Source organism: Kitasatospora sp. NPDC004272 (assembly GCF_053603035.1).
In genome coordinates this window covers 53,409-78,385 of record NZ_JBSGET010000019.1, presented here as the reverse complement: position 1 = coordinate 78,385, position 24,977 = coordinate 53,409, and the positions used below count along the sequence as shown (strand labels likewise).

Below are 24,977 nucleotides of genomic sequence, written 5' to 3'. Positions count from 1 at the left end.
GTCGAGGCGGCCCCGGCCGCCGCCGCGCCCGCGCCCGTCGTGGAGGCCCCGGTCACCGAGGCCCCCGCCACCCGCGCCCCGCGCAAGCGCACCCGCCAGGCCGCCGCCCCGGCCGTGGAGACGGCCGTCGAGGCCGCCCCCGCCCCGGTGGCGGAGCCGGTCGCCGCCGCGGAGCCGGTCGCCGCCGAGCCCGTGATCCGCTCCCGGAAGCCGCAGCAGCGGGCCATCCGCAAGCCGGTCACCTCCCTGGTGTCCCCGGTCGAGGAGACCGTGGCCGCCCCGGCCCCGCGCAAGCGGACCGCCAAGAAGGCCGCCGTCGTCGCGGAGGCCCCGGCCGCCGTGGTCGAGACTCCTGCGGTCGAGACCCCTGCGGTGGAGGCTCCGGCGCCGCGCAAGCGGGCCACCAAGAAGGCGGTCGCCGCCGTGGCCGAGACCCCCGTGGTCGAAACCCCGGCTGTGGAGGCCCCGGCGCCGCGCAAGCGGGCCACCAAGAAGGCCGCCGCCGCCGTGGCCGAGACCCCCGTCGAGGAGGCCGCCGCTCCGGCCCCGCGCAAGCGGGCCACCAAGAAGGCGGCCGCCGCCGTGGCCGAAACCCCCGTGGTCGAGACCCCGGCGGTGGAGGCCCCGGCGCCGCGCAAGCGCGCCACCAAGAAGGCCGCCGCCGCCGAGGTTCCGGCCGAGGAGACCGCGGCCGCCCCGGCCCCGCGCAAGCGGGCCACCAAGAAGGCCGTGGCCACCGAGGCTCCGGCCGAGGAGACCGCGGCCGCCCCGGCGCCGCGCAAGCGGGCCACCAAGAAGGCCGCCGCCGCCGTGGCCGAGGCTCCCGCCGAGGAGGCCGCCGCCCCGGCCCCGCGCAAGCGGGCCGCCAAGAAGGCCGTGGCCACCACCGCCGAGGAGATCCCGGCCCCGCGCCGGACCCGCAAGGCCGTCGAGCAGTAACCAGCACCACCCCCGCAGGGGAGGGCCGACACCACGTCGCCCCTCCCCTGCGGCGTTCCCACCTTCGAAAGCCCCGCCCCGTCCGCGCCGCGTTCCCTCCCCCGGTGGGGGCGCTGACCGCCGTAGGGTGGCCCCCGAGACGTCGGGTGACCGGAGATGAGGGCCGCAGGGAATGAGTACGCCGCCGTTCTTGAAGTTGCCGTCGTGCGCGCGGGCGGTGCGGGTGGCGGGGCTGGCCGCGCTGTGGGGCGAGCCGGTGGGGGCGGTGCGGGGGACGGCGGTGCTGGTGCCGGGGTTCTCGGGGAGCAAGGAGGACTTCATCGCCTTGCTGGAGCCGCTCGCGGCGGCGGGTTTCCGGACGGTCGCGGTGGACCAGCGGGGCCAGTACGAGTCCGGGGGGCCGGACGACCCGGCCGCGTACGCGGTGGCGGCGCTGGGGGCGGACGTGCGGGCGGTGACGGCGGGGCTGGGGGTCGACGGGCCGGTGCACCTGCTGGGGCACTCGTTCGGGGGGCAGGTGGTGCGCGAGGCGGTCCTCGCGGCGCCGGAGGACCTGCCGTGGGCCTCGTTGACGCTGATGTCGACCGGGGCGGGGGCGATCGCTCCGGCGGAGGCGGCGCGGACGGGGATGCTGCTGGAGGCGCTGGACTCGATGGACCTGGAGTCGATCTGGCAGGTGATGCAGCAGTTGGAGGGCGAGCGGGTGCCGCCGCTGGACCCGGAGGTCGCGGACTTCCTGCACCGCCGTTGGGTGGCGAACCACCCGGTGGCGCTGCGGGCGATGGCGGCGCACCTGGTCTCGGCCCCGGACCGGGTGGACGAGCTGGCGGCGGTGGGCCTGCGGAAGCTGGTGCTGTCCGGGGACCGGGACTACGCGTGGCCGGTCGAGGAGCAGTCCTCGATGGCCGAGCGGCTGGGCGCGCAGCGGCTGGTGGTGTCCGGCGCGGGGCACTCCCCCAACGCGGAGCAGCCGGCCGCGACGGCGGAGTCGCTGGCGGCGTTCTGGTCCGCCTGACGGCCCGCCCCACGCCCGGCCCGCACGCCGGGCCCGCCCGAGCGGCCCGCACGCCCTGCGCGCCCGGCGGGACTTTCCGGGCGGATCCGGTCCACGGGCGGGCCTCCTGACCGTCGTTCAGAAGTCGGCTGCGGTTTTCACGCGACAAGAATCGTTAGCTCGGGTAATATTTGATTTCGTCCGGGATCAACACCCTCCGACGGCCGCACCCTCCTCCGGCCGCCGAAACCACGGATTTACCGGCGGGCAACCGCCGGGAAGCAGCGTCGCGGCACCCTGGATCCGGGGCACTACAGCCCTCCTCCGGTGCCGCAAGGGAAAGTGCCGCTGAACGAGTCCTGCCTGAGAGTGGGGGGAGCGACGGGTGACTGCACCTGCCGGACGTCCGACCCAGCCAACGCCGACGAGCCACCGTCTGATGGCCGACCGTCGGTCGAGTCCGCCTCGGACCCCGAGGACGGGAAGGGAGAGGCCCATGCGTTTCGAGATCCTCCGTCTGGATCACGCGGGAACGGAGACCGATCGGCTGATCGCCGACGCGGAAACCGTCTCCGAGTACCTGAAGGCCGCCGCACAGACCGGCGAGCGCCTGTACATCCGGCCGTGCAAGGCCGTGTGAGCGGACGCGGACGGACCTCCGAGTCCTCCGACGTTCCGATACCCGGCTGACGCCCCGTCACCGCAGGAGACCCCTGGGACGACGGGGCGTCAGTGTGTTCGGGGGCTGCCACCTGCGGGGGTTTGGCGGGGCCCCGGCCGGGACATCACCTCTGCCGGACCCGGGCCGTCGCCGGGGCGCCTCGTGACGCACTCCTTACGGGTGATCGTCCTTGACGCAGCTGTCCGGAGGGAGGACCGTTGTCGGTTATGAGGGGCGAGCCAAGCTGCCCGAGGTGCGCCGGTCGGGTCCGCGCCCCCGGCCTCTTCTCCGACACCTGGCAGTGCGATCTGCACGGCGCCGTGCACCCGATGCAGCCGGTGCTGCCGCCCAGCATCGAGGCCCTGAACGTGGCGGTGAACCGCTCCCAGGTGCCGGTCTGGCTGCCCTGGCCGCTGCCGGTCGGCTGGCTGTTCACCGGGATCGCGCACGCGGGTGACGACCTGTCCGGCGCCCGGGCCACCGCCGTCGCCTGCTCCGGCCCGGCCCCGCTGGGCGGGTTCGGCGAGCTGGTGCTGGTGGCCGAGGAGCTGGGCATCGGCCTGGGCGCCCGCTACGCGGGGCTGGACGGGCCGGACCCGGGCGATTCGGTGGCGCTGTACAAGCCGGCCGACGCCAAGCTGATGGCGGCGGGCCGGCCGACCCCGATGTTCCACGTGCCGGGCGCACCGGACGACCGGGCGGTGTACGTCGGCGAGGCGCGCGGCCTGTGGCTGTGGGCGATCGCCTGGCCCGAGCAGTCGGCGCTGCTGATGCACGACGAGCTGGTGCTGACCGACCTGCGGGACGCGGGGGCCGAGCTCGGCCTGCTGCCCTGCGGGGCGCTCTCGCCCCGGCTGCTGGGCTGAGGCCCGGCGCCCCGCCGGTTCAGATCTCCAGCGCGTTGCGGAAGCGGCCGTGCCCGAAGCCGGGTTCGGTCACCAGCAGCCAGCCGTGGCCGCTGCGCGGGGTGTCCGCGCCGGTCCGGTCCGGGTCGATGCTGCTCCGGGCGGCCGCCTCCGCCGAGTCGGTCTCCATCGAGGCGCCGGGCGTCTCCTCGTCGTCCGGGTCCCAGTACGGGTCCTCGGTCTGCGGCCGCTCCCAGGGCAGCGGGTCCCCGGTCCACTGCGGGTCGCCCTCGGCGGCGTAGGAGCGGACGACGCCCCGGCCGCGTTCGGCGATCACCCAGTGGTGGGAGTCCTCGTAGTCGTCCCGGCAGTGGAAGTGCGCCCGGCCGCAGGCTTCGGCGACCCGCGCCACCAGGTCGTCGTCGAAGCAGGTCAGCATCAGGTGGTTGCCGAAGAACAGCCGCCAGCCCGCCAGTTCGGGCGTGACGAAGACCCGGCGCACGGTCCGCTCCGTGCCGTCGTCGTCGACCAGCCGGACCTCGTCGGACACCGGGTTGGACCGGCCCATCGCCAGGGTGGCGGGGACGGCGTCGTGCAGGCCGAGCACCTCGAAGGCGGCCCGGTACTCGTCCCCGGGCACCGCCAGCCAGCAGTACTCCCACCCCTCGCCCGGGAGTTCCTCGTCCAGCAGCTTGACGTCCACCAGCCGCCGGAGCGCGGCCCGGTCGCGCGCGGTGAGCTGCTCGGCGGCGCCGAGCAGGGCGAGGGCGCGCAGGGCGTGGCGGCGCAGCGGGGCGGGGCCCTCGGCGCGGACGGCCAGCAGTTCGGGGACGGCGGCGGGGCCGATCCGCTCCACCGCCCTGGTGACCTGGTAGCCGTGCCGCTCGTCGCCGAGGAGCGCCAGGACGGGGCGGAGCGCGGGCAGCGCGGCGGGGCCGAACCCCTGCAGGGTGTGCAGTGCGGCGGAGCGCGCCTCTTCGTTCGGGTGGCCGAGCAGGCCGGTCAGCGCGTCGAGGTGCTCGGGGCCGAACTTCCCGAGCAGCCGGTTGAGTTCGTGCGTCCGCGCCTCGGGGTCGGCCGCCAGGGCGGCCCGCAGGGCCGCTTCCGGCCCGCTCACTGTCTCCATGCGAACAGCCTAGGGGGGCGGTCTGACGGCCCGTCCGCTGCCCCGGCGGCCGGGCGGGCTTCCCTATCCTGGGCGGCATGCGCATCGATCTGCACGCCCACAGCAACGCCTCCGACGGCACCGACTCCCCGGCCGAACTGGTCGCCAACGCGGTCGCGGCCGGGTTGGACGTGGTGGCGCTGACCGACCACGACACGGTGGCCGGGCACGCGGAGGCGGCGGCCGCGGTGGCCGGGACGGGGTTGGTGCTGGTGCCGGGCGCGGAGCTGTCCTGCCAGGTGGGCGGCATCAGCATGCACCTGCTGGCGTACCTGTTCGACCCGGCGGAGCCGGCCTTCGCGGCCGAGCGGGAGCTGGTGCGCACCGACCGGTTCCGGCGCGGGCGGGCGATCGTGGAGCGCTGCCGGGAGCTGGGGGCGCCGATCAGCTGGGAGCAGGTGCAGCGGATCGCGGGCGACGGTTCGGTGGGGCGTCCGCACATCGCCTCGGCGCTGGTGGAGGCGGGCGTGGTGGCGAGCGTCTCGGACGCGTTCACGCCCGAGTGGCTGGCCAACGGCGGGCGGGCGGACGTCCGCAAGCACGAGACCGACCCGGTGGCGGCGGTCCGGCTGGTGCGGGCGGCGGGCGGAGTGCCGGTGTTCGCGCACCCGGGGGCGGTGAAGCGCGGGCGGACGGTGTCGGACGCGGTGATCGCCGAGCTGGCGGCGGCCGGGCTGGGCGGGCTGGAGGTCGACCACACCGACCACGACGAGGAGACCCGGGCCCGGCTGCGCGGCCTGGCGGCCGAGCTGGGGCTGTTCACCACCGGCTCCAGCGACTACCACGGCAGCCGCAAGACCGTCCCGCTGGGCGAGCACACCACCGACCCGGCCGCGTACGAGGAGCTGCTGGCGCAGGCGAAGGGGGCCGAGCCGATCACCGGCTGACCCCGCCCACCCGCTCGGCCCCCGTCGGCCCGTCCGCCCGTCGCCCGTCGCCCGTTCGTCCACTGCCCGCCCGGTCGGCGGTCCGCTCCGGTCAGTCCAGCGGGACGCCGCGGCGGCCGGGGTCGCGCAGGTCGGTGCCGTGCTTCAGCCAGCGCTCCTGGAGCGCCTCGGCGCCCTGGACGCGCTTGAAGGCGGCTTCGTTGGGGGTCATCGGCAGCAGCGGCAGGAAGCGCACCGGGTCGGCCGGTTCGGGCAGTTCGAGGTCCTCGACCAGGCCGCCGGGCTCGGCGGCCAGCACCGAGGTGAACGGGGCGCCGGTCCACAGCGGGGAGCCCAGGTCGAGCGAGCCGCCGGGGGCCACCACCAGGCCCTCGACCTGCGGGCTGGCGGCGAACACGGCGAGCGCCCGGTGCGCCTCGTCGCGGCCGCCGCGCACGGTCAGCACCAGTTCGGCGCGCGGGCCGCGCACCGGGTCGGCGACCGGGGAGGTCGGGTCGGCCATCGGGGCGGCGGCCATGCCGAGCGTCGCGTACCGGACCAGGCCGTCGGCGTCGGGGCCGAACCGCAGCACCTCGATCCGGTCCGCGCCGACGAAGGTGACCGCGGCCCGGCCGGTGGGTTCGCCGAAGGTGCCGGCCAGCCGGGCCTCGACCAGGGTGAGGACGGTCTGCCGGGTCGGGCCGGCGTCGCCGCCCGGGTGCGGGAAGTCGCCGAAGTGAGGGAAGTCGTGCGCCATGCCGCGACCTTAGACCGCCCGGCGGGCGGAGGGCGGCGCCGCGTGCCGGTGACTGTCGCCCGGGCGGTCCCGGCGCGGGCGCGCCGCGTCGATCCTTGGCGCGAGCTTTACCCGGCGGACGGCGAATGCCGGGCGCGGCACAGGGAAGAGCTGTTAATGTGAGCGGTCGGCCTTGTGAACGCGAACCAGGGCCGCGACGGCCCCCGCGCGGGCCCCGGCGTGGAGGAGGTGGTCACGATGGACAGCAGTCGACCATGCAGTACCGGCAGCTCTCTCCGGCCCACCCCTGCCCGCCGCCCCCGCGGCTGACCAGGGTCACCCCGCAGCGTCGCGCGCGGCCGAGAGAGCACCTTCCCCGGGTCTGATCCGACGAAACCCGCCCAGCGAACGGCTTTCTGACACTTCCTCAGCCCGGCGTGTCCACCGGTGTTTTCCGCCGTCGCGCTCCCCCGGCACGTCCCGGGGCGCGCCGGTCCGGCCCTAGGGAGCCCGCGCCATGTCGATGATGCACAACCTGCGCGCCGCCGTCGTCCGTCCAGCCCGCCGCCGGGTCAGCGACTCGTTCGAGCCGCTGCCCGGCGACACCCCGTCCGCGGTGGTGGACTGCGCCGTCTACCAGCAGGGCAAGCGGGCCGCCGAGACGTGCAGCCCGCGCGAGGCCGCCCGCCAGGTGAAGGCGGCGCACCAGCTGGGGCCGGGTTCGTTCAGCTGGATCGGGCTGCACGAGCCGACCGAGGCCGAGTTCGAGGGCATCGCCCAGCGCTTCGGCCTGCACCCGCTGGCCGTGGAGGACGCGGTGCACGCGCACCAGCGGCCCAAGGTCGAGCGGTACGACGGCATGCTGTTCGCGGTGTTCAAGACCGTCCGGTACGTCGAGCACGAGCAGCTCACCCCGACCAGCGAGGTGGTCGAGACCGGCGAGCTGATGGTCTTCGCCGGCCCGGACTTCGTGATCACCGTCCGGCACGGCGCGCACTCCTCGCTGCGCGAGCTGCGCCACCGGCTGGAGGCCGACGCCGAGGGCACCGGCCTGCTCGCCAAGGGTCCGGCCGCGGTGCTGCACGCCATCGCCGACCACGTGGTGGACAACTACCTGCTGGTCGCCGACCGCCTGCAGAACGACGTGGACGAGATCGAGTACGACGTGTTCGCCAACAAGGGCGGCCGCGGCACCGACGTCGGCCGGGTGTACCAGCTCAAGCGCGAGGTGCTGGAGTTCAAGCGGGCGGTCACCCCGCTGCTGCGGCCGATGCTGCAGCTGGCCGAGCCCACCGCGCGGCTGGTCGACCTCGACATGCAGAAGTACTTCCGGGACGTCGCCGACCACCTGGCCCGGGTCAGCGAGCAGGTGCACGGCTTCGACGAGCTGCTGAACTCGCTGCTGCAGGCCAACCTGGCGCAGGTCTCGGTCGCCCAGAACGAGGACATGCGCAAGATCACCGCCTGGGCCGCGATCTTCGCCGTCCCCACCATGATCACCGGCGTGTACGGGATGAACTTCGAGCACATGCCGGAGCTGAAGTCGACGTACGGCTACCCGACGGTGCTCGGCGCGATCGTGGTGATCTGCGTCGGCATGTACCGGGGCTTCCGCCGCAACGGCTGGCTCTGACGACCGGCCACCGGGCGGGGTACCGCCGGGCGGGGCGTCAGCGGCGCTCCGCCCGGGCCACCAGCACCAGGCCCAGCAGGATCAGCCCCACCGCCGGGTAGGCGGCCGCCGGCGGCCACTGGCCCAGCCACACCGCGGCGATCAGCGCCGCGCCCGGGGTCTCCAGCAGGATCGCCGTCGAGGTGATCGACGGGCCCAGGGTGCGCACCACCCGGTTGCTCAGCGAGTGGCCGAGCAGCTGCGCCGACACCATCAGCAGGAAGATCTGCCACCACGCCCCGGCCGACCAGCCGCCCAGCCGGACGCCGGTCAGCAGGCAGACCGCCAGCAGCGCGACCGCGCAGGTCGTGTAGCAGACCAGGGTGTACGCGGTGGTCGACACGGTGCGCCGCACCTCCGCGCCCAGCAGCATGTACCCGGCCGCGGCGGCGCCCGCCGCCAGCGCCAGGCCGTCGCCCAGCAGCGCGCGGGCGGAGACCGACAGGTCGACGCCGGTCAGCACCAGCACGCCCGCGAACGCCACCCCCGTGCCGAGCCACACCAGCCGCGGGGCCCGCACCCCGAACAGCCGCATCAGCAGGATCGTCCACAGCGGGGTGGTGGTCACCAGCGCCGTCGCCGACGCCACCGAGGTCATCCGCAGGCTCGGCATCCACAGCGCGAAGTGCAGCGCCAGCAGCAGGCCCGCCGCCGCCGCCAGCGCCAGCGCCCGCCGCGGGATGCCGCGCAGCTCGGCCCGGTGCCGCCACAGCGCGTACGGGCCGAGCACCGCCACCGACATGCCGTTGCGCCAGAACGCGATCGCCAGCGCGGGCGCGGCCGTCGCGCTGATCAGCGGCGCGGACAGCGAGATGCCCGCGACCGACACCGCCAGCAGCATCAGGTCGGTGCGCGGCAGTTGCCGTCCTTCCCCGGGCGCCGGTGGTGCGGCGGGGGCGGTGGTGCTGACGGCGGTCACGGCGCTCCTTCGGGCAGTGCTTCGCGCGGTGGGCGGGGCTGCGGGACTGTGGACGGCATATACGGTAAGGGCTGTTCCGGCGTTACGGCACTGTCGTCCGGGGGATGGGACCGGCCGTGGACACCCCAGGCCGTACGCTGTGCGGCATGGAGCGCACGACGACCCCGAGCCCGACCGACCTCCTCGACCGGGCCCTGGTGGAGGAAGCCGCCAAGAAGTCCGGTCTGCTCTGGGTCCAGCCCGCCGGGCAGCCGACCGCCCGCCCGCTCTGGCACGCCTGGCACGACGGCGCGATCGTCGTGGTCGGCGACGGCTCCGAGCAGCCGCTGCACGGCCTCGCCGCGAGCGGCTCCGCCGCGGTGACCCTGCGCAGCAAGGACAAGTGGGGCCGCCTGGTCGCCCTCACCACCGCCGTCACCCGCCTCGAACCCGGCACCCCCGCCTGGGACGGCGCCGTCGAGGAGCTCAAGGGCAAGCGCCTGAACGCCCCCGACACCGACACCATCGGCGAGCGCTGGGCCCGCGAGTGCCACGTCCTGCGCCTCACCCCCGACGACGCCCCCCTCGCCCCGCTCCCCGACGACACTCTCGCCGCCGCGCCGCTGCCCACTCCGGCCACCACCCGCGAACCGATCCCGGCGGGGCTGCCCAAGATCCTCTTCAAGAAGCGCAAGCGCTGACACGAAGCCAGGGGCGCAGGAAACCACCGCACCGGACCGGCGAAGCCAGGGACGGCAGGCAGACCCCGCGAAGCCAGGGACGGCGGGCAGACCCCGCGAAGCCAGGGGCGGCGGGCAGACCCGGCGAAGCCAGGGGCGCGGGGAACTGCGCGAGCAACCAGGCACCCACCGCGAGATCGCGAGGAAACGGCAACTCGCCGCCCACCTCGCGACCTCGCTGACGTTCACCTCCCGCCGCGCGCAGTTCCCCGCGCCCCTGAATGCACCATCCCGCTCGCCGCAGCGATTCCCGTCCCCGAACGGCGCCCGTCCCGCCCGCGCAGCAGTTTCCCGCGCTCCCGAATGCACCGTCCCACTCGCCGCAGCGGTTCCCTCTCCCTGAACGGCGTCCGTCCCGCCCGCGCAGCGGTTCCCCGCGCTCCCGAATGCACCGTCCCACTCGCCGCAGCGGTTCCCTCTCCGAATGGTGCCCGCCCCGCTCGCGCAGCGGTTCCCCGCGCTCCCCGAATAGCACCCTCTCGCCCGCGCCGACGCGTCTCCTTCCCCCCTCCGCCGCTAGATTTGGGGGGTTGTGTCCGTTTCCGCCGGAGGGAGTCGCGTATGGCGGGGCCAGGCAGCCGGGTCTTCATCTCCCACCTCTCCGGCGTCCCGGTGTTCGACCCGAACGGCGACCAGGTCGGCCGGGTCCGGGACGTGGTGGTCTCGCTGCGGCTGGGCGGGCGGCCGCCGCGGGTGCTGGGGCTGGTGGTGGAGGTGATCGGGCGGCGGCGGATCTTCCTGCCGATGACCCGGGTGACCAGCCTGGAGTCCGGGCAGGTGCTCTCCACCGGGCTGCTGAACATGCGCCGCTTCGAGCAGCGCCCGTCCGAGACGCTGGTGCTGGCCGAGCTGCTGGACCGCACGGTGACCCGGACCAAGACCGCCGACGAGGTGACCGTCCTGGACGTGGCGATGGTGCAGACCCGGCTGCGCGAGTGGGAGATCGACCGGGTCTTCGTGCAGGTCGGCCGGCCGAGCCGGCTGCGCAAGGCGAAGGGCGAGCAGCTGCTGCTGGACTGGTCGGCGGTGACCGGCTTCTCGCTGACCGAGGAGGGCCAGGGCGCGGCCAACCTGCTGGCCACCTTCGAGCAGTTGCGGCCCGCCGACCTGGCCAACGTCATGCACCACCTGTCGTCGAAGCGCCGGGCCGAGGTCGCCGCCGCGCTCGACGACGACCGGCTGGCCGACGTCCTGGAGGAGCTGCCCGAGGACGACCAGGTGGAGATCATCGGCAAGCTCAAGGAGGAACGCGCCGCCGACATCCTGGAGACCATGGACCCGGACGACGCCGCCGACCTGCTCTCCGAGCTCCCGGAGGCGGACGCCGAGCGCCTGCTGCGGCTGATGGAACCCGCCGAGGCCGAGGAGATGCGCCGCCTGCTCTCCTACGAGGAGGACACCGCGGGCGGCCTGATGACCACCGAGCCCATCGTGCTCGAACCGGACGCCTCGGTCGCCGAGGCCCTCGCCCGGGTCCGGGTCTCCGACACCAAGCCGGCGCTGGCCGCCCAGGTGTACGTGTGCCGCCCGCCGAACGAGACCCCGACCGGGACGTACCTGGGCACCGTGCACTTCCAGCGCCTGCTGCGCGAACCCCCGTACACCCTGGTCGGCTCGCTGGTCGACGACGACCTCGACCCGCTGCCGCCGAACACCCCGCTGCCGCTGATCACCTCCTACCTGGCCACCTACAACCTGGTGGCGGCGCCGGTGGTCGACGAGGACGACCACCTGCTGGGCACCGTCACCGTCGACGACGTGCTGGACCACCTGCTGCCGGACGACTGGCGCGAGGGCGCCGCGCACGGCATCGACACGGGAGCGGACCCCGGGACGGACGCCGGGACGGGCTCCGGCGCGGACCCCGGGACGGGCGAGGTGCACGATGGACGCTGATCGCAAGCGCCAGGGCGACGGCGGCCCGGGCCAGCGGATCCAGGGCGAGCTGCGCGAACTGCGGCAGCTGCGCGAACTGCGCGCCCGGGAGCAGCGCGGCCGCCGCGAGGAGCGCCCGTCCGCCTCCTCCGGCTCCCGCTCCCGGTTGGACCAGCCGCGCACCGGCCGGCCGGGGCTGATCCGGCTGCCGGCCTGGGACCCGGAGGCGTTCGGCAAGCTCTCCGAGCGGATCGCGCGCTTCCTGGGCACCGGGCGGTTCATCGTCTGGATGACGGTGGTGATCGTCGTCTGGGTGCTCTGGAACACCCTGCTGCCGGAGGCGGTGCACTTCGACAGCTACCCCTTCATCTTCCTCACCCTGGTGCTCTCCCTGCAGGCCTCGTACGCGGCCCCGCTGATCCTGCTCGCGCAGAACCGACAGGACGACCGGGACCGGGTCAACATGGAGCAGGACCGGGCCCGCAGCGACCGCAACATCGCCGACACCGAGTACCTGACCCGGGAGGTCGCGGCGCTCCGCCAGGGCCTCGGCGAGGTCGCTACCCGCGACTTCGTCCGCTCCGAACTGCAGTCGCTGCTCAAGGAACTGGACGACCGGCGGGAGTCCGCCGACACGTTGTGACCCGCGGCACGCTACCGGCGAGTCGGGGGTGGGGCCCGGCGCCGTACCATCAACACATGGCCAACGAGACAGAGGTGGCGACCGGGGTGACGGAGCAGTCCGTCCGGGAAGCCCTGGCGAGCGTCCACGACCCGGAGATCAACCGCCCGATCACCGAGATCGGCATGGTGAAGTCCGTCGAGATCGGCGACGGCGGCGCGGTGAAGGTCGCGGTCTACCTCACCGTCTCCGGCTGCCCGATGCGCGAGACGATCACCCAGCGGGTCACCGACGCGGTGTCCGCGGTGCCGGGGGTCTCCTCCGTCTCCGTCGAGCTCGACGTGATGAGCGAGGAGCAGCGCCGCGAGCTCTCGCAGCTGCTGCGCGGCGGCGCCCCGGAGCGGGAGATCCCGTTCGCCAAGCCCGGCACCCTGACCCGGGTGTACGCGGTGGCCTCCGGCAAGGGCGGCGTCGGCAAGTCCTCGGTGACGGTCAACCTGGCGGCGGCACTGGCCGCGGACGGCCTGAAGGTCGCCGTGGTGGACGCCGACATCTACGGTCACAGCGTGCCCCGGATGCTGGGCGTCGAGGGCCGGCCCACCCAGGTCCAGGACATGATCATGCCGCCGTCGGCGAACGGCGTGAAGGTCATCTCGATCGGCATGTTCACCCCGGGCAACGCCCCGGTCGTGTGGCGCGGCCCGATGCTGCACCGCGCCCTCCAGCAGTTCCTCGCCGACGTCTACTGGGGCGACCTCGACGTCCTCCTGCTCGACCTGCCGCCCGGCACCGGCGACATCGCCATCTCGGTCGCGCAGCTCGTCCCGAACGCCGAGATCCTGATCGTCACCACCCCGCAGATGGCCGCCGCCGAGGTCGCCGAGCGGGCCGGCACGATCGCCCTGCAGACCCACCAGAAGATCGTCGGCGTGATCGAGAACATGTCGGGCATGCCCTGCCCGCACTGCGACGAGATGATCGACGTCTTCGGCACCGGCGGCGGCCAGACCGTCGCCGACGCCCTCACCCGCACCGTCGGCGCCACCGTCCCCGTCCTCGGCTCCATCCCGATCGACGTCCGCCTCCGCGAGGGCGGCGACGACGGCCGCCCGGTCGTCCTCTCCAACCCCGACTCCCCGGCCGGCGCCGCCCTGCGCACCATCGCCGGCAAGCTCTCCGGCCGCCAGCGCGGCCTCTCGGGCCTCTCGCTGGGGCTGACCCCGAAGAACAAGTTCTGATCAAGCAACGGGCTGGTCAGCGGCGGGATACTCTCCCAACCCGCTGACCAGCCCTTTTGCTGTCACCAGTTGTCATCACCGGTCGATGTCGGCTGGACCCGGACGAACACGCCGCTTCCCTTGCGGGAGACCACCGAGCGTTCGGCTCCGAGGTCTCGCAGAGCGTGCTGAACCGTCGCGCGGGCGAAGCCGAACAGCTCCGTCAGCTCCTTGTGCGACGGCAGCTTCTCCCCCGGCGCGGGCCTCCTCGCTCGGATGGCTGCGCCGGGGCTGCTTGCCACCTGCCGTAGGGCGGTCGGCCTTCGTAGCCAGAGGGCCTCCGGGACGAAGGCTTGTCCCGACGGCTGGACGAACCTCGGGGGTCACTCCGGGCGGTGGGCCGGGGGCGTCGAGGCGGTGACGGCCGCGGCCTGGGCGGCGGCGTGCTGGGTGGTGGGGCAGTGCGGGTGGGAGCGGATCGCGGCGGCGATCGCGAGCAGGGCTTCGACCTGGGCGACGGCAGCTGCCTCTTGGGCGCTGAACCTGCCGTTGTAGCGGCGGTGGCAGTCGGTCAGCAGTTGCCTGGCCGCGCTGACGTGGATGTCGTAGTTGTCCATCGTGCCGTCCCCCCTCGGGTCGTGTAGGGCTCACCGTAGCGGGCGCCGGAGCTGCGGAACCGGGAGGGTGGGCGGGGTGTCCACAGGGTGTGGACAGACGACGGAACACGGGGTGCCTGGCGGCGGTGCTGCTGGTGCCGGGGGCGCTGCTGGCGCTGCTCAGCACGGGCTTCACCATGGAACTGGAGGACCCGCTGTTCGTGGGCCTGCGCGACAACACCTCCGGGATCGCGGCGGCGGTGCTGGCCCTGGGCCTGCTGCTGGTGGTGGCCGGGGCCGTGGTCGGCCTGCTCGGCCGCGGCCGCGGGAGCCGGATCGCGGTGCTGGCCGTGGCGGTCCCGCTGCTGCTCTTCGGGGCCTGGCGGGCGACGGTGCTGGCCCCGATGCTTGACTGCAGCGGCGGCCTGATCGCCCGGCAGGACGACGGCTCGTACGAGTGCTACGGGTGAGGTGCGGCGCTACCGCCCGTCGTACGCCGCCAGGTCGGTGACGGCGGTGAAGCCGACGCCGTACGCGGAGACGGAGCGGCCGTAGGCGCCGATCAGGACGCCGGGGGCCTCGCCGGCCAGCACCCAGCCGTGTTCGGACTCGCGGTAGCGGAAGGGCTGCGGGAGGCCGTTGACGGGGAGGGTGAGCGAGGACCAGGCGGGGCCCTCCAGGTCGTCGGCGAGGTCCCAGGCGAGGGCGGACTGCTGGTCGAGCCAGTTCTGCCGCAGGGCGCGGTCGAGGTTGCCGGGCCAGGTCGCGGCGAGCAGGCCGGAGCCGGCCAGCCAGGCGGCGGAGGAGGCGGAGGTGGCCTCCAGGGTGCCGGTGTTGTCGGCGCTGCGGCGGACGTCGCGGCGGGCGACGGTGACGACCACGGCGAAGCGGCGGGTGTCGCGGGCTTCGGGGCCGCGGGCGGGTTCGTCGCCGTGGCCGAGGGTGCCGTAGTCGGGGGCGCCGGTGTCGGCGGCGGCCCGCTGGCCGGTGCCGACCTGGCCGAGCCAGCGGCGCCCGGTCCAGCCCTCGTCGAGGCCGTACCAGGGGAAGTCGGCGGCGTGGTACCCGGCCAGCGGGTCGGCGGCGCGGCGGGCGGCGGGGGCGCCTGCCGTACGGTGCGTGACGTCCACTGCGGGCCTCTCCTCTGCTGTGCTCCCCGGGCGCTCCATGGTCGCGCACCCGGGCCCCCGCGTCCGGGAAAACCGGGCCGGACGCGGCCGGTCGTGACGGAGCCCACAGGGTCCGCCGTCCGGAGGGGCAGTGCACACGATAGCGGCGCGGACGGCGATGCCCCGCCTTGCCGGAGCAGGACGGGGCGTCGTCGGGGCGTCGTGAGGGGGCGCGGGTCGGCTCAGGTGGCGTCGGGGTCGAACGGGGGGCGTTCGCCGACGCTCAGGGCCGGGCCGGGGTCGGCGGTGGCCTTGGCGAAGTCCACCGAGGCGGTGGGCGTCCGGGTGGCGCCGCCGGAGTCGCCGTTCAGCGCGGACTTGATGTCGACGCTGTCCTTGAGGTCCTTGAGCCCGAGCGGGTCGTTGCCGTCGCCGATCAGCTGCTTGCGGACGAAGGTCTTCGGGTTGAGGTCCTCGAAGTCGAAGTTCTGGAACTCCGGCCCGAGTTCGCTGCGGATGTCCTCCTTCGCGTTGTCCGCGAAGGAGCGGATCTTGCGAATGAAGCCCATCGTGTCCTGGATCAGCTTGGGGAGCTTGTCCGGGCCGAAGATCACGATAGCCATGACGATGATCGTCACGACCTCCAGTCCGCCTATGTCTCCGAACACCTGAACTCCCCAGCACCCGACAACGCTGAATCACAAGGGTAAACGCGGGCGGCCGTTCCCCCGGCCCCCGGAGGATGAAACCGTGGTAAAGACCACCCGGGTGACCGGCGTCGACGGCGTGCCGGTGAAGGCAGGCTAGCGCAGGAGTTGCCGCGGGTCACCGGTGGGCGGGGGCGTCGCGTCCAGTTGGTAGCGGGTGCGCAGCGAGTACTCCTGCACGTCCACCTGCTGCTGGGCGTTCACCGGCTGCTGGGCGTTCACCGGGACGATCGCCCCGCCGACCGGGGTGACGCTGCTGGGCTGCCGTTCGGTGCCCTGGCCCGCGGTGACGCTGCCGACCCCGCCGAGGGTGACGGCGGCGACCGAGAACGCCCCGGCGGCGGCGAACACCAGCCGGCGGCCGCGGGCGGCGGGCGGCCGGGCGACGGGCGGCTCGCCGAGCGCGGCGGCCAGCGGGCGGGGCAGCGCGTCCGGGCGGCGGCGCGGGACGGTGGCGGGGCGGACGCCGAACAGGCCGGCCCGCGGGTCGATGCCGGGTATCGGCGCGTCCGCCCCGAGGGCGCCCCCGCCGAAGCCCGCGCCCCGGCCGAACGAGCCGCCGTTCAGCCGACTGCCGCCGAACACGCCGCCGGACCCCGACGGACCGTCAGGGCCCGGCTCTTCCTCGGGGAGCGCGGCGACCGCCATCAGTCTCGCCATCAGGGCCGCCGACGGGCCGGGCCCGGCGGCCTCGCTGAGGGCGCGCTTGACCGACCGGGACTGCTCGGCCTCGGCCAGGCAGTCCGGGCAGGTCGCCAGGTGGGCCTGGACCCGCTCGCGGGCGTCGTGGCCCAACTCGCCGTCCAGGTAGGCGGAGAGCCGGTCGCCCAGGTGGTGCTCCTCGGCCGGCGGCTCGACCGGGCGGACGGCCACCGGGCGCAGCTCGGCCCCGGCCGGGGCCGGCTCGGCACGGCGCAGCGGCGCCCAGCGCGAGCGGCCGTTGGCGTCCGCGCGCTCGGGGGCGCGATCGCTCATGACCCCCTCCGGTCGCTGACGGCCTGCTCGGCGCCGACCGGCACGGGCTCGGCGGAACCGCCCCGGCGCGAACGGCCCGCGGCGGCGTTCGGCGCCCGGTGCTTGAGGGCGGCGCGCAGGTGCGAGCGGCCGCGGTGGATCCGGCTGCGGACGGTGCCGAGCTTCACGCCGAGCGTGGCGGCGATCTCCTCGTACGAGAGGCCCTCGATGTCGCAGAGCACCACGGCGGCCCGGAACTCCGGGGCGAGGGTGTCCAGCGCCTGCTGGACGTCCGCGTCGAAGTGGGTGTCGCTGAAGTGCTGGGCGGGGCTGGGCTCGCGGCTGGCCAGGCGCTCCGCCGCGTCCTCGGCGAGGGCGTCGAAGCGGATCCGCTGGCGGCGGCGCACCATGTCCAGGAACAGGTTGGTGGTGATCCGGTGCAGCCAGCCCTCGAAGGTGCCGGGGGTGTACGTGGACAGCGAGCGGAACACCCGGACGAAGACCTCCTGGGTGAGGTCCTCGGCGTCGTGCTGGTTGCCCGTCAGCCGGTACGCCAGGCGGTAGACGCGGGCGCTGTGCGCCTCGACGATCTCCTCCCAGCTGGGCGGCGTCCAGCTCTGCGCGTCGGGCCCCTCCGCGAAGGACGCGAGCGTGCCGGCGGCCCCGGCCACCGAGTCGTCGGCTGCGGTCGACTTGTCCAGGGGGGAGTGCACAGACTGGTTCATCACGGGCTTCGGCGTACGGATCGACGTGATGCCGCGGGAGTGCCGCTGCACAGGGACGTCGCCCTCGGCCACACCTCCTCGGTCGGCTCTTCTGCCCAGCAGAGCCACCACCATATCCACCTCACCCGTCAAGCCAGGATAAGAGCGGTCGAACAGCGGCCGCCCCGGACGGTCCGGCCGCCCGTAGCAGTTCAACGGCCAGCCGTCGAACGCGGTTCCCGGGCGGCCAGTAGTCTGTCGCTGGAATTTGTCGACTTGGGTCGGCAACGGCGCTCCGGAAGAGGCAGCCATCACCGAGTTCGGGCCCCAGCGAGCGGCCCTCGCCGACACCTACGTCGGCGAGGACGCGGTGCTGACCTACGCCCGGGCCCAGTCGGCCCGCACCGGCATACGCGCGATCGGCCCCAGCGGCGGCGCCGCCCTGCGCCTGCTCGCCGCCGCCCTCGACGCCAAGGCCGTGGTCGAGATCGGCACCGGCACCGGCGTCTCCGGCGTCTACCTGCTGCGCGGCATGCGCGCGGACGGGGTGCTCACCACCGTCGACTCCGAGCCGGTCCGCCAGCAGTACGCCCGCGAGGCGTACCTGGCCGCCGGGTTCACCGGCAACCGGGCCCGCTTCATCCCCGGCCGGGCCCGGGACGTGCTGCCGCGGCTCGCGGACGGCCAGTACGACCTGGTGTTCTGCGACGGGGACCCGGCGGACTCCGGGTTCCACCTCACCGAGGCGCTGCGGCTGCTGCGGCCGCGCGGCGTGGTCTGCTTCGAGGGCGTCTTCCAGGAGGGCCGGCTCGCCGAGCCCGAGCTCGACGACCCGCAGACCCGCGCGGTGCGCGACCTGGTCGCCGACATCCGGGAGAGCGACGTCCTGCTGCCCGCGCTGCTGCCGGTCTCGGACGGGCTGCTCTGCGCCGTCAAGCGCTGACCCGCCGCGGGGCGCGGGGCGCGGGTGCGGGGCGCGGGTGCGGGACGCGGGTCGTTGCGCACGCGGAACGGGCCCGGCCCCGTAGCGGGGAACCGGGCCCGTCGAGCACCTCGCCGATCGCCGGGGAGATGCGGGGTCACCTGCCTGCAGGTCAGCCGCAGGCCTTCTTGAGGGCCTCGCCCAGAGCGTCCGCCTCGTCCGGCGTCAGCTCCACCACCAGGCGCCCGCCCCCTTCGAGCGGAACTCGCATGATGATGCCCCGCCCCTCTTTGGTGACCTCCAGCGGGCCGTCACCCGTCCGCGGCTTCATGGCCGCCATGCTCGTTCCCCTTCCTGCAACCGTTCAGGTACGCACCGGACAGTCCGTCCACCGCCGGTATCGAACGCATTGATCGGAAGCCATTATCCCGCATGCAGCGGCTGGATGACCAACATCACTCTCTGCGCCAACCGCTCCCAACCTGCCACAAAGCGCTCATTACCTGCTGAAAGCCGCATCCCGCCGCACTCCGACACGCCTACCGAGGGTGTGACACCTCACACTCCCCGTGCCCGCGGCCGCTCCGGCATGCTGGCCCCTGAACAGCCACCAGTGGCAGCCACCGCGTCCCGGGGAGCCCCACCATGTCCGACACCGTGCGCCACGAGCGCGACGGCGCCCTCGCCGTCCTCACCATCGACCGGCCCGACGCCATGAACGCCCTCGACACCGCCACCAAGGCCGCCCTCCGGGACGCCGTGGCCGCCGTCGCCGCCGACCCCGCCGTCCGGGCGGTGCTGCTCACCGGCGCGGGCGGCAAGGCGTTCTGCGTCGGCCAGGACCTCAAGGAGCACGTCGGCCTGCTCCAGCGGCAGCGCGAGACCGGCGAGGGCGCCCTGCGCACCGTCGCCGAGCACTACAACCCGCTGGTCCGCGCGCTGGCCGGGATGCGCAAGCCCACCGTCGCCGCCGTCAACGGCGTCGCGGCCGGCGCCGGGGCCTCGCTCGCCTTCGCCTGCGACTTCCGGATCCTCGCCGACACCGCGGGCTTCAACACCTCCTTCGCCGGGGTCGCCCTGACCGCCGACTCCGGCGCCTCCTGGACCCTCCCCCGGCTGGTCGGCCACGCCCGCGCCACCGAACTCCTGATGCTCCCCCGCACCGTCCGCGCCGACGAGGCCCTCACCCTCGGCCTCGCCACCCGCGTCGTCCCGGCCGACGAACTCGTCGCCGCCGCCCACGAGTTCGCCCTCGCCCTGGCCGACGGCCCGACCGTCGCCTACGGCGCGATCAAGGAGTCGCTGGCCTACGCCGCCTCGCACTCGCTGGACGAACTCCTCGACAAGGAGGACGAACTGCAGACCCGCGCGGGCAACAGCGAGGACCACCGCATCGCCGTCGACGCCTTCCTGGCCAAGCAGAAGCCGCTCTTCACCGGCCGCTAGCCGCTCCCGCGGCAGCCCCTCCCCGCCGCACCCCGCGCAGGGGAACGGCGACCCCGGCGAGGACCGGCGGGCCGGGGGCTGCTGCCCGGAGGGCTAGCGCGCGTGGCAGTCGGCCAGGTGGTCGTTGACCAGTCCGCAGGCCTGCATCAGGGCGTACGCGGTGGTCGGGCCGACGAAGCGGAAGCCGGCCCGCTTGAGGGACTTGGCGAGCGCGGTCGACTCCGGGGTGACCGCCGGGACGTCCGCGAGGGTGAGCGGGGCGGGGCGGGCCGGGTCGGGGGCGTGGCTCCAGACCAGGGCGTCGAGTTCGCCGTCGGCCATGGTCCGGGCGGCCCGCGCGTTGGCGATGGTGGCCAGGACCTTGGCGCGGTTGCGGATGATGCCGGTGTCGTTCAGCAGCCGTTCGACGTCCGCGTCGCCGAACCCGGCGACCTCCGCGGTGTCGAAGTCCCGGAAGGCCGCCCGGAAGCCCTCCCGGCGGCGCAGGATGGTGATCCAGGACAGGCCGGACTGGAACGCCTCCAGCGAGATCCGTTCGAACAGGGCGCGGTCGCCGTGGACCGGGCGGCCCCATTCGGTGTCGTGGTAGGCCCGGTAGTCCTCGGCCGACTCGCCCCAGCCGCAGCGCCGCAGCCCGTCGGCCCCCAGGACCGCACCCGTCACGCGCGGTCGCCCTTCGGCTCGGCCTTCGGCTCGGCGTCCTCGTCGGAGACCACCTCGGTGGCCTCGGTGACGACCGGCCCCCGGGGCTCCTTCTCCAGGACGGCGGTGAAGGACTCCAGGCCGGGCAGCGGTTCCCCGGCCGCGGCCGCGGCGCCGGACGCCGCCACCGAGCCGCCGACCGCGCCGACGGCCTCCAGTTCGGCGATCCGGGCGTCCCGGAGGGCGAGTTCGGCGCCGAGGCGGTCGAGGACGTCGTCCACCTCGTCCATCCGGTAGCCGCGCAGCGCCATCGGGAGGCGGAGTTCGTCCACGTCGGTGCTGCTGAGCGCGCGGTCCTGCGGGAGGCGCACGGCGAGCCGGTCGTGTTCGGCCTCGGGCAGCGTTCCGCCGCCGCCGAGCGCCACCACTGCGGCGCCGCCGACCACCAGGGCCATCGCGATCACGATCACCACGAACACGAGCTGTCCTCCGTCAGTTCCCGGCAGTTCCCGGTCGGCTTCGGCCCGCCCGCGAGGGCTACGGTGGGATCATGGTCCCTGTACAGGCCGGGGCCCATCATTGCACCCGGGAGCGCTGAGGAGGAGACACCGGTGGCACTACGCCTCGGCACGCGGGAGTTCGGCCCGGACGAACCGGTCATCATGGCGATCGTCAACCGCACCCCGGACTCGTTCTTCGACCGGGGGGCGACCTTCGCCGACGAGGCGGCGTTCGCGGCCGCGGACCGGGCGGTGGCGGAGGGCGCGGCGATCCTGGACATCGGCGGGGTGAAGGCCGGTCCGGGCGAAGAGGTCACCGTGGCGGAGGAGTTGCGCCGCACGGTGCCGTTCGTGGCGGAGCTGCGCAAGCGCCACCCGGACGCGGTGATCAGCGTGGACACCTGGCGGCACGAGGTCGGCGAGGCGGTCTGCGAGGTCGGCGCGGACCTGCTGAACGACGCCTGGGGCGGTTTCGACCCGGAGCTGGCCGAGGTCGCGGCCCGGTACGGCGCGGGCCTGGTGTGCACGCACGCGGGCGGCGCCGAGCCGCGCACCCGCCCGCACCGGGCGGGGTACGAGGACGTGATGGCGGACATCCTGGCGGTGACCGTCGGGCTGGCCGAGCGGGCGCTCGAACTGGGCGTGCGCCGCGACGGGTTGCTCATCGACCCGGGGCACGACTTCGGGAAGAACACCCGGCACTCGCTGGAGGCGACCCGGCGGCTGCCGGAGATGACCGCGACCGGCTTCCCGGTGCTGGTCTCGCTCTCCAACAAGGACTTCGTCGGCGAGACGCTGGACAAGCCGGTGGACGAGCGGCTGCTCGGCACCCTGGCCACCACGGCGGTCTCGGCCTGGCTGGGCGCGCAGGTCTACCGGGTGCACCAGGTCGCCGAGACCCGCCAGGTGCTGGACATGGTGGCCTCGATCCGCGGCACCCGTCCCCCGGCGGTGGCCCGCCGGGGGCTGGCCTGACCGCCCCTGCCGGGAGCGGCGCTACGCGGGGGTGCCCTTCGGCCCCCGCGCGGCGTCCAGGACCTTCAGGACCTCCGCCACGTCGTCGGTGACGTGGAACAGTTCGAGGTCGGCGGGGTTGGCCTTGCCCTGGGCGACCAGGGTCGACTTGAGCCACTCCACCAGGCCGCCCCAGTAGGCGCTGCCGAACAGGACCACCGGGAACCGGGTGACCTTCTTCGTCTGCACCAGGGTGAGCGCCTCGAACAGCTCGTCCAGCGTGCCGAGGCCGCCGGGCAGCACCACGAAGCCCTGGGCGTACTTCACGAACATCGTCTTGCGGACGAAGAAGTAGCGGAAGTTCAGGCCCAGGTCGACGTACTCGTTGAGGCCCTGCTCGAAGGGCAGCTCGATGCCCAGGCCGACGCTCAGCCCGCCGGCCTCGGTGGCGCCCTTGTTGGCCGCCTCCATCGCGCCGGGGCCGCCGCCGGTGATCACCGCGTAGCCGGCCTCGGCCAGGGCCCGGCCGATCTCCACCCCGGCCTCGTACTCGGGCGAGCCGACCGGCGTCCGGGCCGAGCCGAACACGCTGATGGCGGTGGGGAGTTCGGCGAGCGCACCGAAGCCCTCGACGAACTCCGAGGTGATCCGCAGCACCCGCCACGGGTCGGTGTGCAACCAGTCGCTCGGCCCGGTGGTGTCCAGCAGCCGCTGGTCCGTCGTACTCGTCTCGACCTGGTCGCGCCGCAGCAGGACGGGGCCCTTGCGCTTCTCGGGCCACGGCTTCTTCGGCCGGCGGACGGGGTCATCTCCGTTGGCTGTCATGACGAAACCCTACGCCTGACGAGGCACGATCCGGGGTAAATAACGGCCGTCGCGCGGACGGGGGTCGGGCGAACCCCCGGCTGCGCGACCGCCGTTCGCGGGCTACCGGGTGAGCCAGTCGCGCAGCCGCCGCTCGACGTCGGCGATCGCGCCGAGCGAGCAGTGCTCGTCCCGCTTGTGGGCCAGGTTCGGGTCGCCGGGGCCGTAGTTGACGGCGGGGACGCCGTGCGCGGAGAACCGGGCCACGTCCGTCCAGCCGAACTTGGCCCGGGCCTCGCCGCCGATGGCGGTAAGGAAGTCCCGGGCGGCGGGCAGGCCGAGGCCGGGCAGCGCGGCGGGCGAGGCGTCCACGACCTCCAGCTGGTAGCCCTCGAAGACCGACCGCAGGTGCTCCTCGGCCTGCTCCAGCGAGCGGTCGGGGGCGAACCGGAAGGCGACGTGGATCTTGCACTCGTCGGGGATGACGTTCCCGGCGACGCCGCCGTCGATCCGGGTCGCGTTCAGGCCCTCGCGGTACTCCAGGCCGTCGATCTCCACCCGGCGCGGGCTGTACTCGGCGAGCCGGCGCAGCACCTCCGCGGCCTTGTGGATGGCGTTGTCGCCGAGCCAGCTGCGGGCGGCGTGGGCCCGGACGCCGGTGAGCGTGACGTCGGCGCGCAGGCTGCCCTGGCAGCCGCCCTCGACGACGGCGCCGCTGGGCTCCAGCAGGACGGCGAAGTCGCCCGCCAGCCAGTCCGGGTGGGTCGCGAACAGGTGGCCGAGGCCGTTGCGGGCGGCCTCCACCTCCTCGCAGTCGTAGAAGACGTAGGTGACGTCCCGGTTGGCGTCGGTGAGGGTGGCGGCGAGCCGCAGCTGCACGGCGACGCCGGACTTCATGTCGGAGGTGCCGCAGCCGTAGAGCAGGTCGCCCTCGACGTGCGAGGGCACGTTGTCGGCGATCGGCACGGTGTCCAGGTGCCCGGCGAGGACGACCCGCTCGGCCCGGCCGAAGTGGGTGCGGGCCACCACGTTGTTGCCGTACCGGTCGACGGTGAGGTGCGGCAGGGCCCGGAGCGCGGCCTCGACGGCGTCCGCGAGGGCGGCCTCCTCGCCGCTGACGGAGGGGAAGTCGACGAGGCGGGCGGTCAGGGTGCCGCCGTCGAGGCTCAGGTCGAGGGGCGCGTTCGGGCTGCTCATGGCCGTTACCTTATCGATAGGACGCGGCCCCGCCGGTGCGCCGGGCGGCCCGTCGGCCCCCACCGCGGGCGGCCGCGCAACCGCGCGGGCCCGTACGGCCGTCCGAGCGGTTACGGTGTCCGCGAACAGCGCGCGCCGGGTCGCGCGCGCCGCGACCGCATCACCGCGAGAAGGGGGCCCCCGTGGGCGAGGACGCCGAGTACGACGCGCAGGAGGCCGGGTACGACGCGGCGGGCGCCGAGTACGACGAGCGGCCCCGCCGGCGGCGCCCGTGGCGGCGGGTGCTGGTCGGCGTGCTGGCGCTGGCGGTGGTCGGCGGCCTGGTGGTGTGGCTGAACCGGGACAAGATCACGCCCCCGGACGAGGGCTGCACGGTCACCACCGCGACCGGCACCGGGACGCTGGAGCTCCCGGCGGCGGCGAACGCGGCGACCATCACGGCGGTGGCGATGTCGCGCGGCCTGCCGGAGCGGGCGGTGACCATCTCGCTGGCGACGGCCATCCAGGAGTCGAAGCTGCGCAACCTGCCGGGCGGCGACCGGGACTCGGTGGGCCTGTTCCAGCAGCGCCCCTCGCAGGGCTGGGGCACGGTCGACCAGATCATGGACCCGGTGTACGCGACCAACAAGTTCCTGGACGCGCTGGTGAAGGTCGACGGGTACGCGCTGATGCCGCTGACCGACGCCGCCCAGCAGGTGCAGCGCAGCGGCTACCCGCAGGCGTACGCCAAGCACGAGAACAACGCGACGCTGCTCGCCACCGTGTTCACCGGCCGCGAGCCGGCCTCGCTGGACTGCGTGGTGCACCGGCTGCCGGACCCGCACCCGACCGACCCGGCCGGGGCCGCCCCGGACGCGGCGAACCTGTCCGAGCGGGTGCGCCGGGAGTTCGGCAAGGCGGTGGCGGTGGCGGACGCCGAGAAGGCGGCCAAGGACCCGCGGGAGGTGCTGGCGTTCACCCCGCGGCCGACCGCGAGCACGGCGGGCGCCGGCGGCGAGCACCAGACCGGCTGGGCGCTGGCGCAGTGGTCGGTGGCGCAGGCCGCGCAGCTGGGCATCGGCCAGGTCGCGTACGACGGCAAGGTGTGGCGGGTGGACAGGCCGGGCGAGGGCTGGAAGCCGCTGGCGGGCGCCCCGTCCGACCGGGTGCTGGTGACGCTGGGCGAGCCGGTCAAGCGGAAGTGACGCCCCGGCGGTGCGTTGACGCACTGGT

At 74.5% G+C, this 24,977-nt stretch carries 28 protein-coding genes and 1 pseudogene; 15 read left to right on the top strand and 14 right to left on the bottom strand.

Annotated features, from left to right (window positions below):
- The 4 genes and pseudogenes from ACWEO5_RS09105 to ACWEO5_RS09090 all read left to right on the top strand — a co-directional run.
- Nucleotides 1-939: pseudogene (locus ACWEO5_RS09105) on the top strand (DEAD/DEAH box helicase); the annotation flags it as partial.
- Between the two features lie 172 nt (nucleotides 940-1,111).
- Nucleotides 1,112-1,954, top strand: coding sequence for an alpha/beta fold hydrolase (locus ACWEO5_RS09100; protein ID WP_452161566.1), 843 nt, complete (start codon nucleotides 1,112-1,114; stop codon nucleotides 1,952-1,954).
- A 475-nt stretch (nucleotides 1,955-2,429) separates the two neighbouring features.
- The gene (locus ACWEO5_RS09095; protein ID WP_162869915.1) at nucleotides 2,430-2,573 is read left to right on the top strand and encodes a hypothetical protein; all 144 of its coding nucleotides are present in this window, start codon (nucleotides 2,430-2,432) and stop codon (nucleotides 2,571-2,573) included.
- Between the two features lie 248 nt (nucleotides 2,574-2,821).
- Nucleotides 2,822-3,460 carry a DUF6758 family protein gene (locus ACWEO5_RS09090; RefSeq protein WP_033211956.1) on the top strand — a complete coding sequence of 213 codons (639 nt, stop codon included), beginning with the start codon at nucleotides 2,822-2,824 and terminating at the stop codon, nucleotides 3,458-3,460.
- 19 nt (nucleotides 3,461-3,479) lie between these two features.
- Here the strand turns inward: ACWEO5_RS09090 and ACWEO5_RS09085 are convergent, their stop codons facing one another.
- Nucleotides 3,480-4,565, bottom strand: coding sequence for a HEAT repeat domain-containing protein (locus ACWEO5_RS09085; RefSeq protein WP_452161563.1), 1,086 nt, complete (start codon nucleotides 4,563-4,565; stop codon nucleotides 3,480-3,482).
- A gap of 77 nt (nucleotides 4,566-4,642) precedes the next feature.
- Between ACWEO5_RS09085 and ACWEO5_RS09080 the strand changes: the two genes are divergently transcribed.
- Complete coding sequence (locus ACWEO5_RS09080) at nucleotides 4,643-5,491, top strand: PHP domain-containing protein (protein ID WP_452161561.1); 849 nt, start codon at nucleotides 4,643-4,645, stop codon at nucleotides 5,489-5,491.
- Between the two features lie 91 nt (nucleotides 5,492-5,582).
- Here ACWEO5_RS09080 and ACWEO5_RS09075 read toward each other — a convergent pair whose 3' ends face one another.
- Nucleotides 5,583-6,227, bottom strand: a complete 645-nt coding sequence (locus ACWEO5_RS09075) for a suppressor of fused domain protein (protein ID WP_452161559.1) — start codon at nucleotides 6,225-6,227, stop codon at nucleotides 5,583-5,585.
- 496 nt (nucleotides 6,228-6,723) lie between these two features.
- Here ACWEO5_RS09075 and ACWEO5_RS09070 point away from each other — a divergent pair, with 496 nt between their 5' ends.
- Nucleotides 6,724-7,839, top strand: a complete 1,116-nt coding sequence (locus tag ACWEO5_RS09070) for a magnesium and cobalt transport protein CorA (protein WP_452161557.1) — start codon at nucleotides 6,724-6,726, stop codon at nucleotides 7,837-7,839.
- A gap of 37 nt (nucleotides 7,840-7,876) precedes the next feature.
- Here ACWEO5_RS09070 and ACWEO5_RS09065 read toward each other — a convergent pair whose 3' ends face one another.
- On the bottom strand, nucleotides 7,877-8,797 hold the full coding sequence (locus ACWEO5_RS09065; RefSeq protein ID WP_452161555.1) for a DMT family transporter: 921 nt from the start codon (nucleotides 8,795-8,797) through the stop codon (nucleotides 7,877-7,879).
- Nucleotides 8,798-8,943: 146 nt separating this feature from the next.
- Between ACWEO5_RS09065 and ACWEO5_RS09060 the strand changes: the two genes are divergently transcribed.
- The 4 genes from ACWEO5_RS09060 to ACWEO5_RS09045 all read left to right on the top strand — a co-directional run bounded on the left by ACWEO5_RS09060 (nucleotide 8,944) and on the right by ACWEO5_RS09045 (nucleotide 13,251).
- Nucleotides 8,944-9,477 (top strand): hypothetical protein, encoded by a 534-nt coding sequence (locus tag ACWEO5_RS09060; RefSeq protein ID WP_452161553.1) that lies wholly within the window; start codon nucleotides 8,944-8,946, stop codon nucleotides 9,475-9,477.
- Nucleotides 9,478-10,077: 600 nt separating this feature from the next.
- The gene (locus ACWEO5_RS09055) at nucleotides 10,078-11,412 is read left to right on the top strand and encodes a magnesium transporter MgtE N-terminal domain-containing protein (protein ID WP_452161551.1); all 1,335 of its coding nucleotides are present in this window, start codon (nucleotides 10,078-10,080) and stop codon (nucleotides 11,410-11,412) included.
- Nucleotides 11,402-12,034 carry a DUF1003 domain-containing protein gene (locus tag ACWEO5_RS09050; protein WP_452161549.1) on the top strand — a complete coding sequence of 211 codons (633 nt, stop codon included), beginning with the start codon at nucleotides 11,402-11,404 and terminating at the stop codon, nucleotides 12,032-12,034. Before ACWEO5_RS09055 ends, ACWEO5_RS09050 begins: the two co-directional genes overlap by 11 nt.
- Before the next feature lie 56 nt (nucleotides 12,035-12,090).
- A complete protein-coding gene (locus ACWEO5_RS09045) occupies nucleotides 12,091-13,251 on the top strand; it encodes an Mrp/NBP35 family ATP-binding protein (RefSeq protein ID WP_344552509.1) in 1,161 nt (386 codons plus the stop codon).
- 62 nt (nucleotides 13,252-13,313) lie between these two features.
- On the opposite strand, the gene ACWEO5_RS09040 is transcribed toward ACWEO5_RS09045, so the two are convergent.
- Together ACWEO5_RS09040 and ACWEO5_RS09035 are read right to left on the bottom strand one after the other, a co-directional pair.
- A complete protein-coding gene (locus tag ACWEO5_RS09040) occupies nucleotides 13,314-13,532 on the bottom strand; it encodes a GntR family transcriptional regulator (RefSeq protein WP_452161547.1) in 219 nt (72 codons plus the stop codon).
- 81 nt (nucleotides 13,533-13,613) lie between these two features.
- On the bottom strand, nucleotides 13,614-13,847 hold the full coding sequence (locus tag ACWEO5_RS09035) for a hypothetical protein (protein WP_452161545.1): 234 nt from the start codon (nucleotides 13,845-13,847) through the stop codon (nucleotides 13,614-13,616).
- 89 nt (nucleotides 13,848-13,936) lie between these two features.
- On the opposite strand from ACWEO5_RS09035, the gene ACWEO5_RS09030 reads away from it, so the two are divergent.
- Nucleotides 13,937-14,296 (top strand): hypothetical protein, encoded by a 360-nt coding sequence (locus ACWEO5_RS09030; RefSeq protein ID WP_452161543.1) that lies wholly within the window; start codon nucleotides 13,937-13,939, stop codon nucleotides 14,294-14,296.
- 9 nt (nucleotides 14,297-14,305) lie between these two features.
- On the opposite strand, the gene ACWEO5_RS09025 is transcribed toward ACWEO5_RS09030, so the two are convergent.
- The 4 genes from ACWEO5_RS09025 to sigE all read right to left on the bottom strand — a co-directional run bounded on the left by ACWEO5_RS09025 (nucleotide 14,306) and on the right by sigE (nucleotide 17,321).
- Complete coding sequence (locus ACWEO5_RS09025; RefSeq protein WP_452161541.1) at nucleotides 14,306-14,956, bottom strand: hypothetical protein; 651 nt, start codon at nucleotides 14,954-14,956, stop codon at nucleotides 14,306-14,308.
- 221 nt (nucleotides 14,957-15,177) lie between these two features.
- Nucleotides 15,178-15,603, bottom strand: a complete 426-nt coding sequence (locus ACWEO5_RS09020) for a sec-independent translocase (RefSeq protein ID WP_452161539.1) — start codon at nucleotides 15,601-15,603, stop codon at nucleotides 15,178-15,180.
- A gap of 135 nt (nucleotides 15,604-15,738) precedes the next feature.
- Nucleotides 15,739-16,617 (bottom strand): anti-sigma factor family protein, encoded by an 879-nt coding sequence (locus tag ACWEO5_RS09015; RefSeq protein ID WP_452161537.1) that lies wholly within the window; start codon nucleotides 16,615-16,617, stop codon nucleotides 15,739-15,741.
- Nucleotides 16,614-17,321, bottom strand: a complete 708-nt coding sequence (gene sigE / locus ACWEO5_RS09010; RefSeq protein ID WP_078914669.1) for an RNA polymerase sigma factor SigE — start codon at nucleotides 17,319-17,321, stop codon at nucleotides 16,614-16,616. Before sigE ends, ACWEO5_RS09015 begins: the two co-directional genes overlap by 4 nt.
- 247 nt (nucleotides 17,322-17,568) lie before the next feature.
- On the opposite strand from sigE, the gene ACWEO5_RS09005 reads away from it, so the two are divergent.
- Nucleotides 17,569-18,243, top strand: coding sequence for an O-methyltransferase (locus ACWEO5_RS09005; RefSeq protein ID WP_380274521.1), 675 nt, complete (start codon nucleotides 17,569-17,571; stop codon nucleotides 18,241-18,243).
- A gap of 151 nt (nucleotides 18,244-18,394) precedes the next feature.
- Here the strand turns inward: ACWEO5_RS09005 and ACWEO5_RS09000 are convergent, their stop codons facing one another.
- On the bottom strand, nucleotides 18,395-18,562 hold the full coding sequence (locus ACWEO5_RS09000) for a DUF3117 domain-containing protein (RefSeq protein ID WP_014137929.1): 168 nt from the start codon (nucleotides 18,560-18,562) through the stop codon (nucleotides 18,395-18,397).
- Nucleotides 18,563-18,867: 305 nt separating this feature from the next.
- On the opposite strand from ACWEO5_RS09000, the gene ACWEO5_RS08995 reads away from it, so the two are divergent.
- Nucleotides 18,868-19,668: an enoyl-CoA hydratase/isomerase family protein gene (locus ACWEO5_RS08995; RefSeq protein ID WP_452161534.1), complete on the top strand. Its 801-nt coding sequence runs from the start codon at nucleotides 18,868-18,870 to the stop codon at nucleotides 19,666-19,668.
- Between the two features lie 93 nt (nucleotides 19,669-19,761).
- On the opposite strand, the gene ACWEO5_RS08990 is transcribed toward ACWEO5_RS08995, so the two are convergent.
- Both ACWEO5_RS08990 and ACWEO5_RS08985 read right to left on the bottom strand, forming a co-directional pair.
- Nucleotides 19,762-20,331, bottom strand: coding sequence for a DNA-3-methyladenine glycosylase I (locus ACWEO5_RS08990; protein ID WP_344552500.1), 570 nt, complete (start codon nucleotides 20,329-20,331; stop codon nucleotides 19,762-19,764).
- Entirely contained in the window at nucleotides 20,328-20,789 is a 462-nt protein-coding gene (locus tag ACWEO5_RS08985; RefSeq protein ID WP_452161532.1) for a DivIVA domain-containing protein, read from the bottom strand. The genes ACWEO5_RS08990 and ACWEO5_RS08985 overlap by 4 nt, the downstream gene beginning before the upstream one ends.
- A gap of 183 nt (nucleotides 20,790-20,972) precedes the next feature.
- On the opposite strand from ACWEO5_RS08985, the gene folP reads away from it, so the two are divergent.
- The gene (folP, locus tag ACWEO5_RS08980; RefSeq protein WP_452161568.1) at nucleotides 20,973-21,785 is read left to right on the top strand and encodes a dihydropteroate synthase; all 813 of its coding nucleotides are present in this window, start codon (nucleotides 20,973-20,975) and stop codon (nucleotides 21,783-21,785) included.
- Nucleotides 21,786-21,806: 21 nt separating this feature from the next.
- On the opposite strand, the gene ACWEO5_RS08975 is transcribed toward folP, so the two are convergent.
- On the bottom strand, nucleotides 21,807-22,589 hold the full coding sequence (locus ACWEO5_RS08975; RefSeq protein ID WP_344552498.1) for an LOG family protein: 783 nt from the start codon (nucleotides 22,587-22,589) through the stop codon (nucleotides 21,807-21,809).
- A 102-nt stretch (nucleotides 22,590-22,691) separates the two neighbouring features.
- Nucleotides 22,692-23,765 carry a succinyl-diaminopimelate desuccinylase gene (gene dapE, locus ACWEO5_RS08970; protein ID WP_452161529.1) on the bottom strand — a complete coding sequence of 358 codons (1,074 nt, stop codon included), beginning with the start codon at nucleotides 23,763-23,765 and terminating at the stop codon, nucleotides 22,692-22,694.
- Between the two features lie 182 nt (nucleotides 23,766-23,947).
- On the opposite strand from dapE, the gene ACWEO5_RS08965 reads away from it, so the two are divergent.
- Nucleotides 23,948-24,949: a hypothetical protein gene (locus ACWEO5_RS08965; protein ID WP_344552496.1), complete on the top strand. Its 1,002-nt coding sequence runs from the start codon at nucleotides 23,948-23,950 to the stop codon at nucleotides 24,947-24,949.
- Nucleotides 24,950-24,977: the final 28 nt, after the last annotated feature.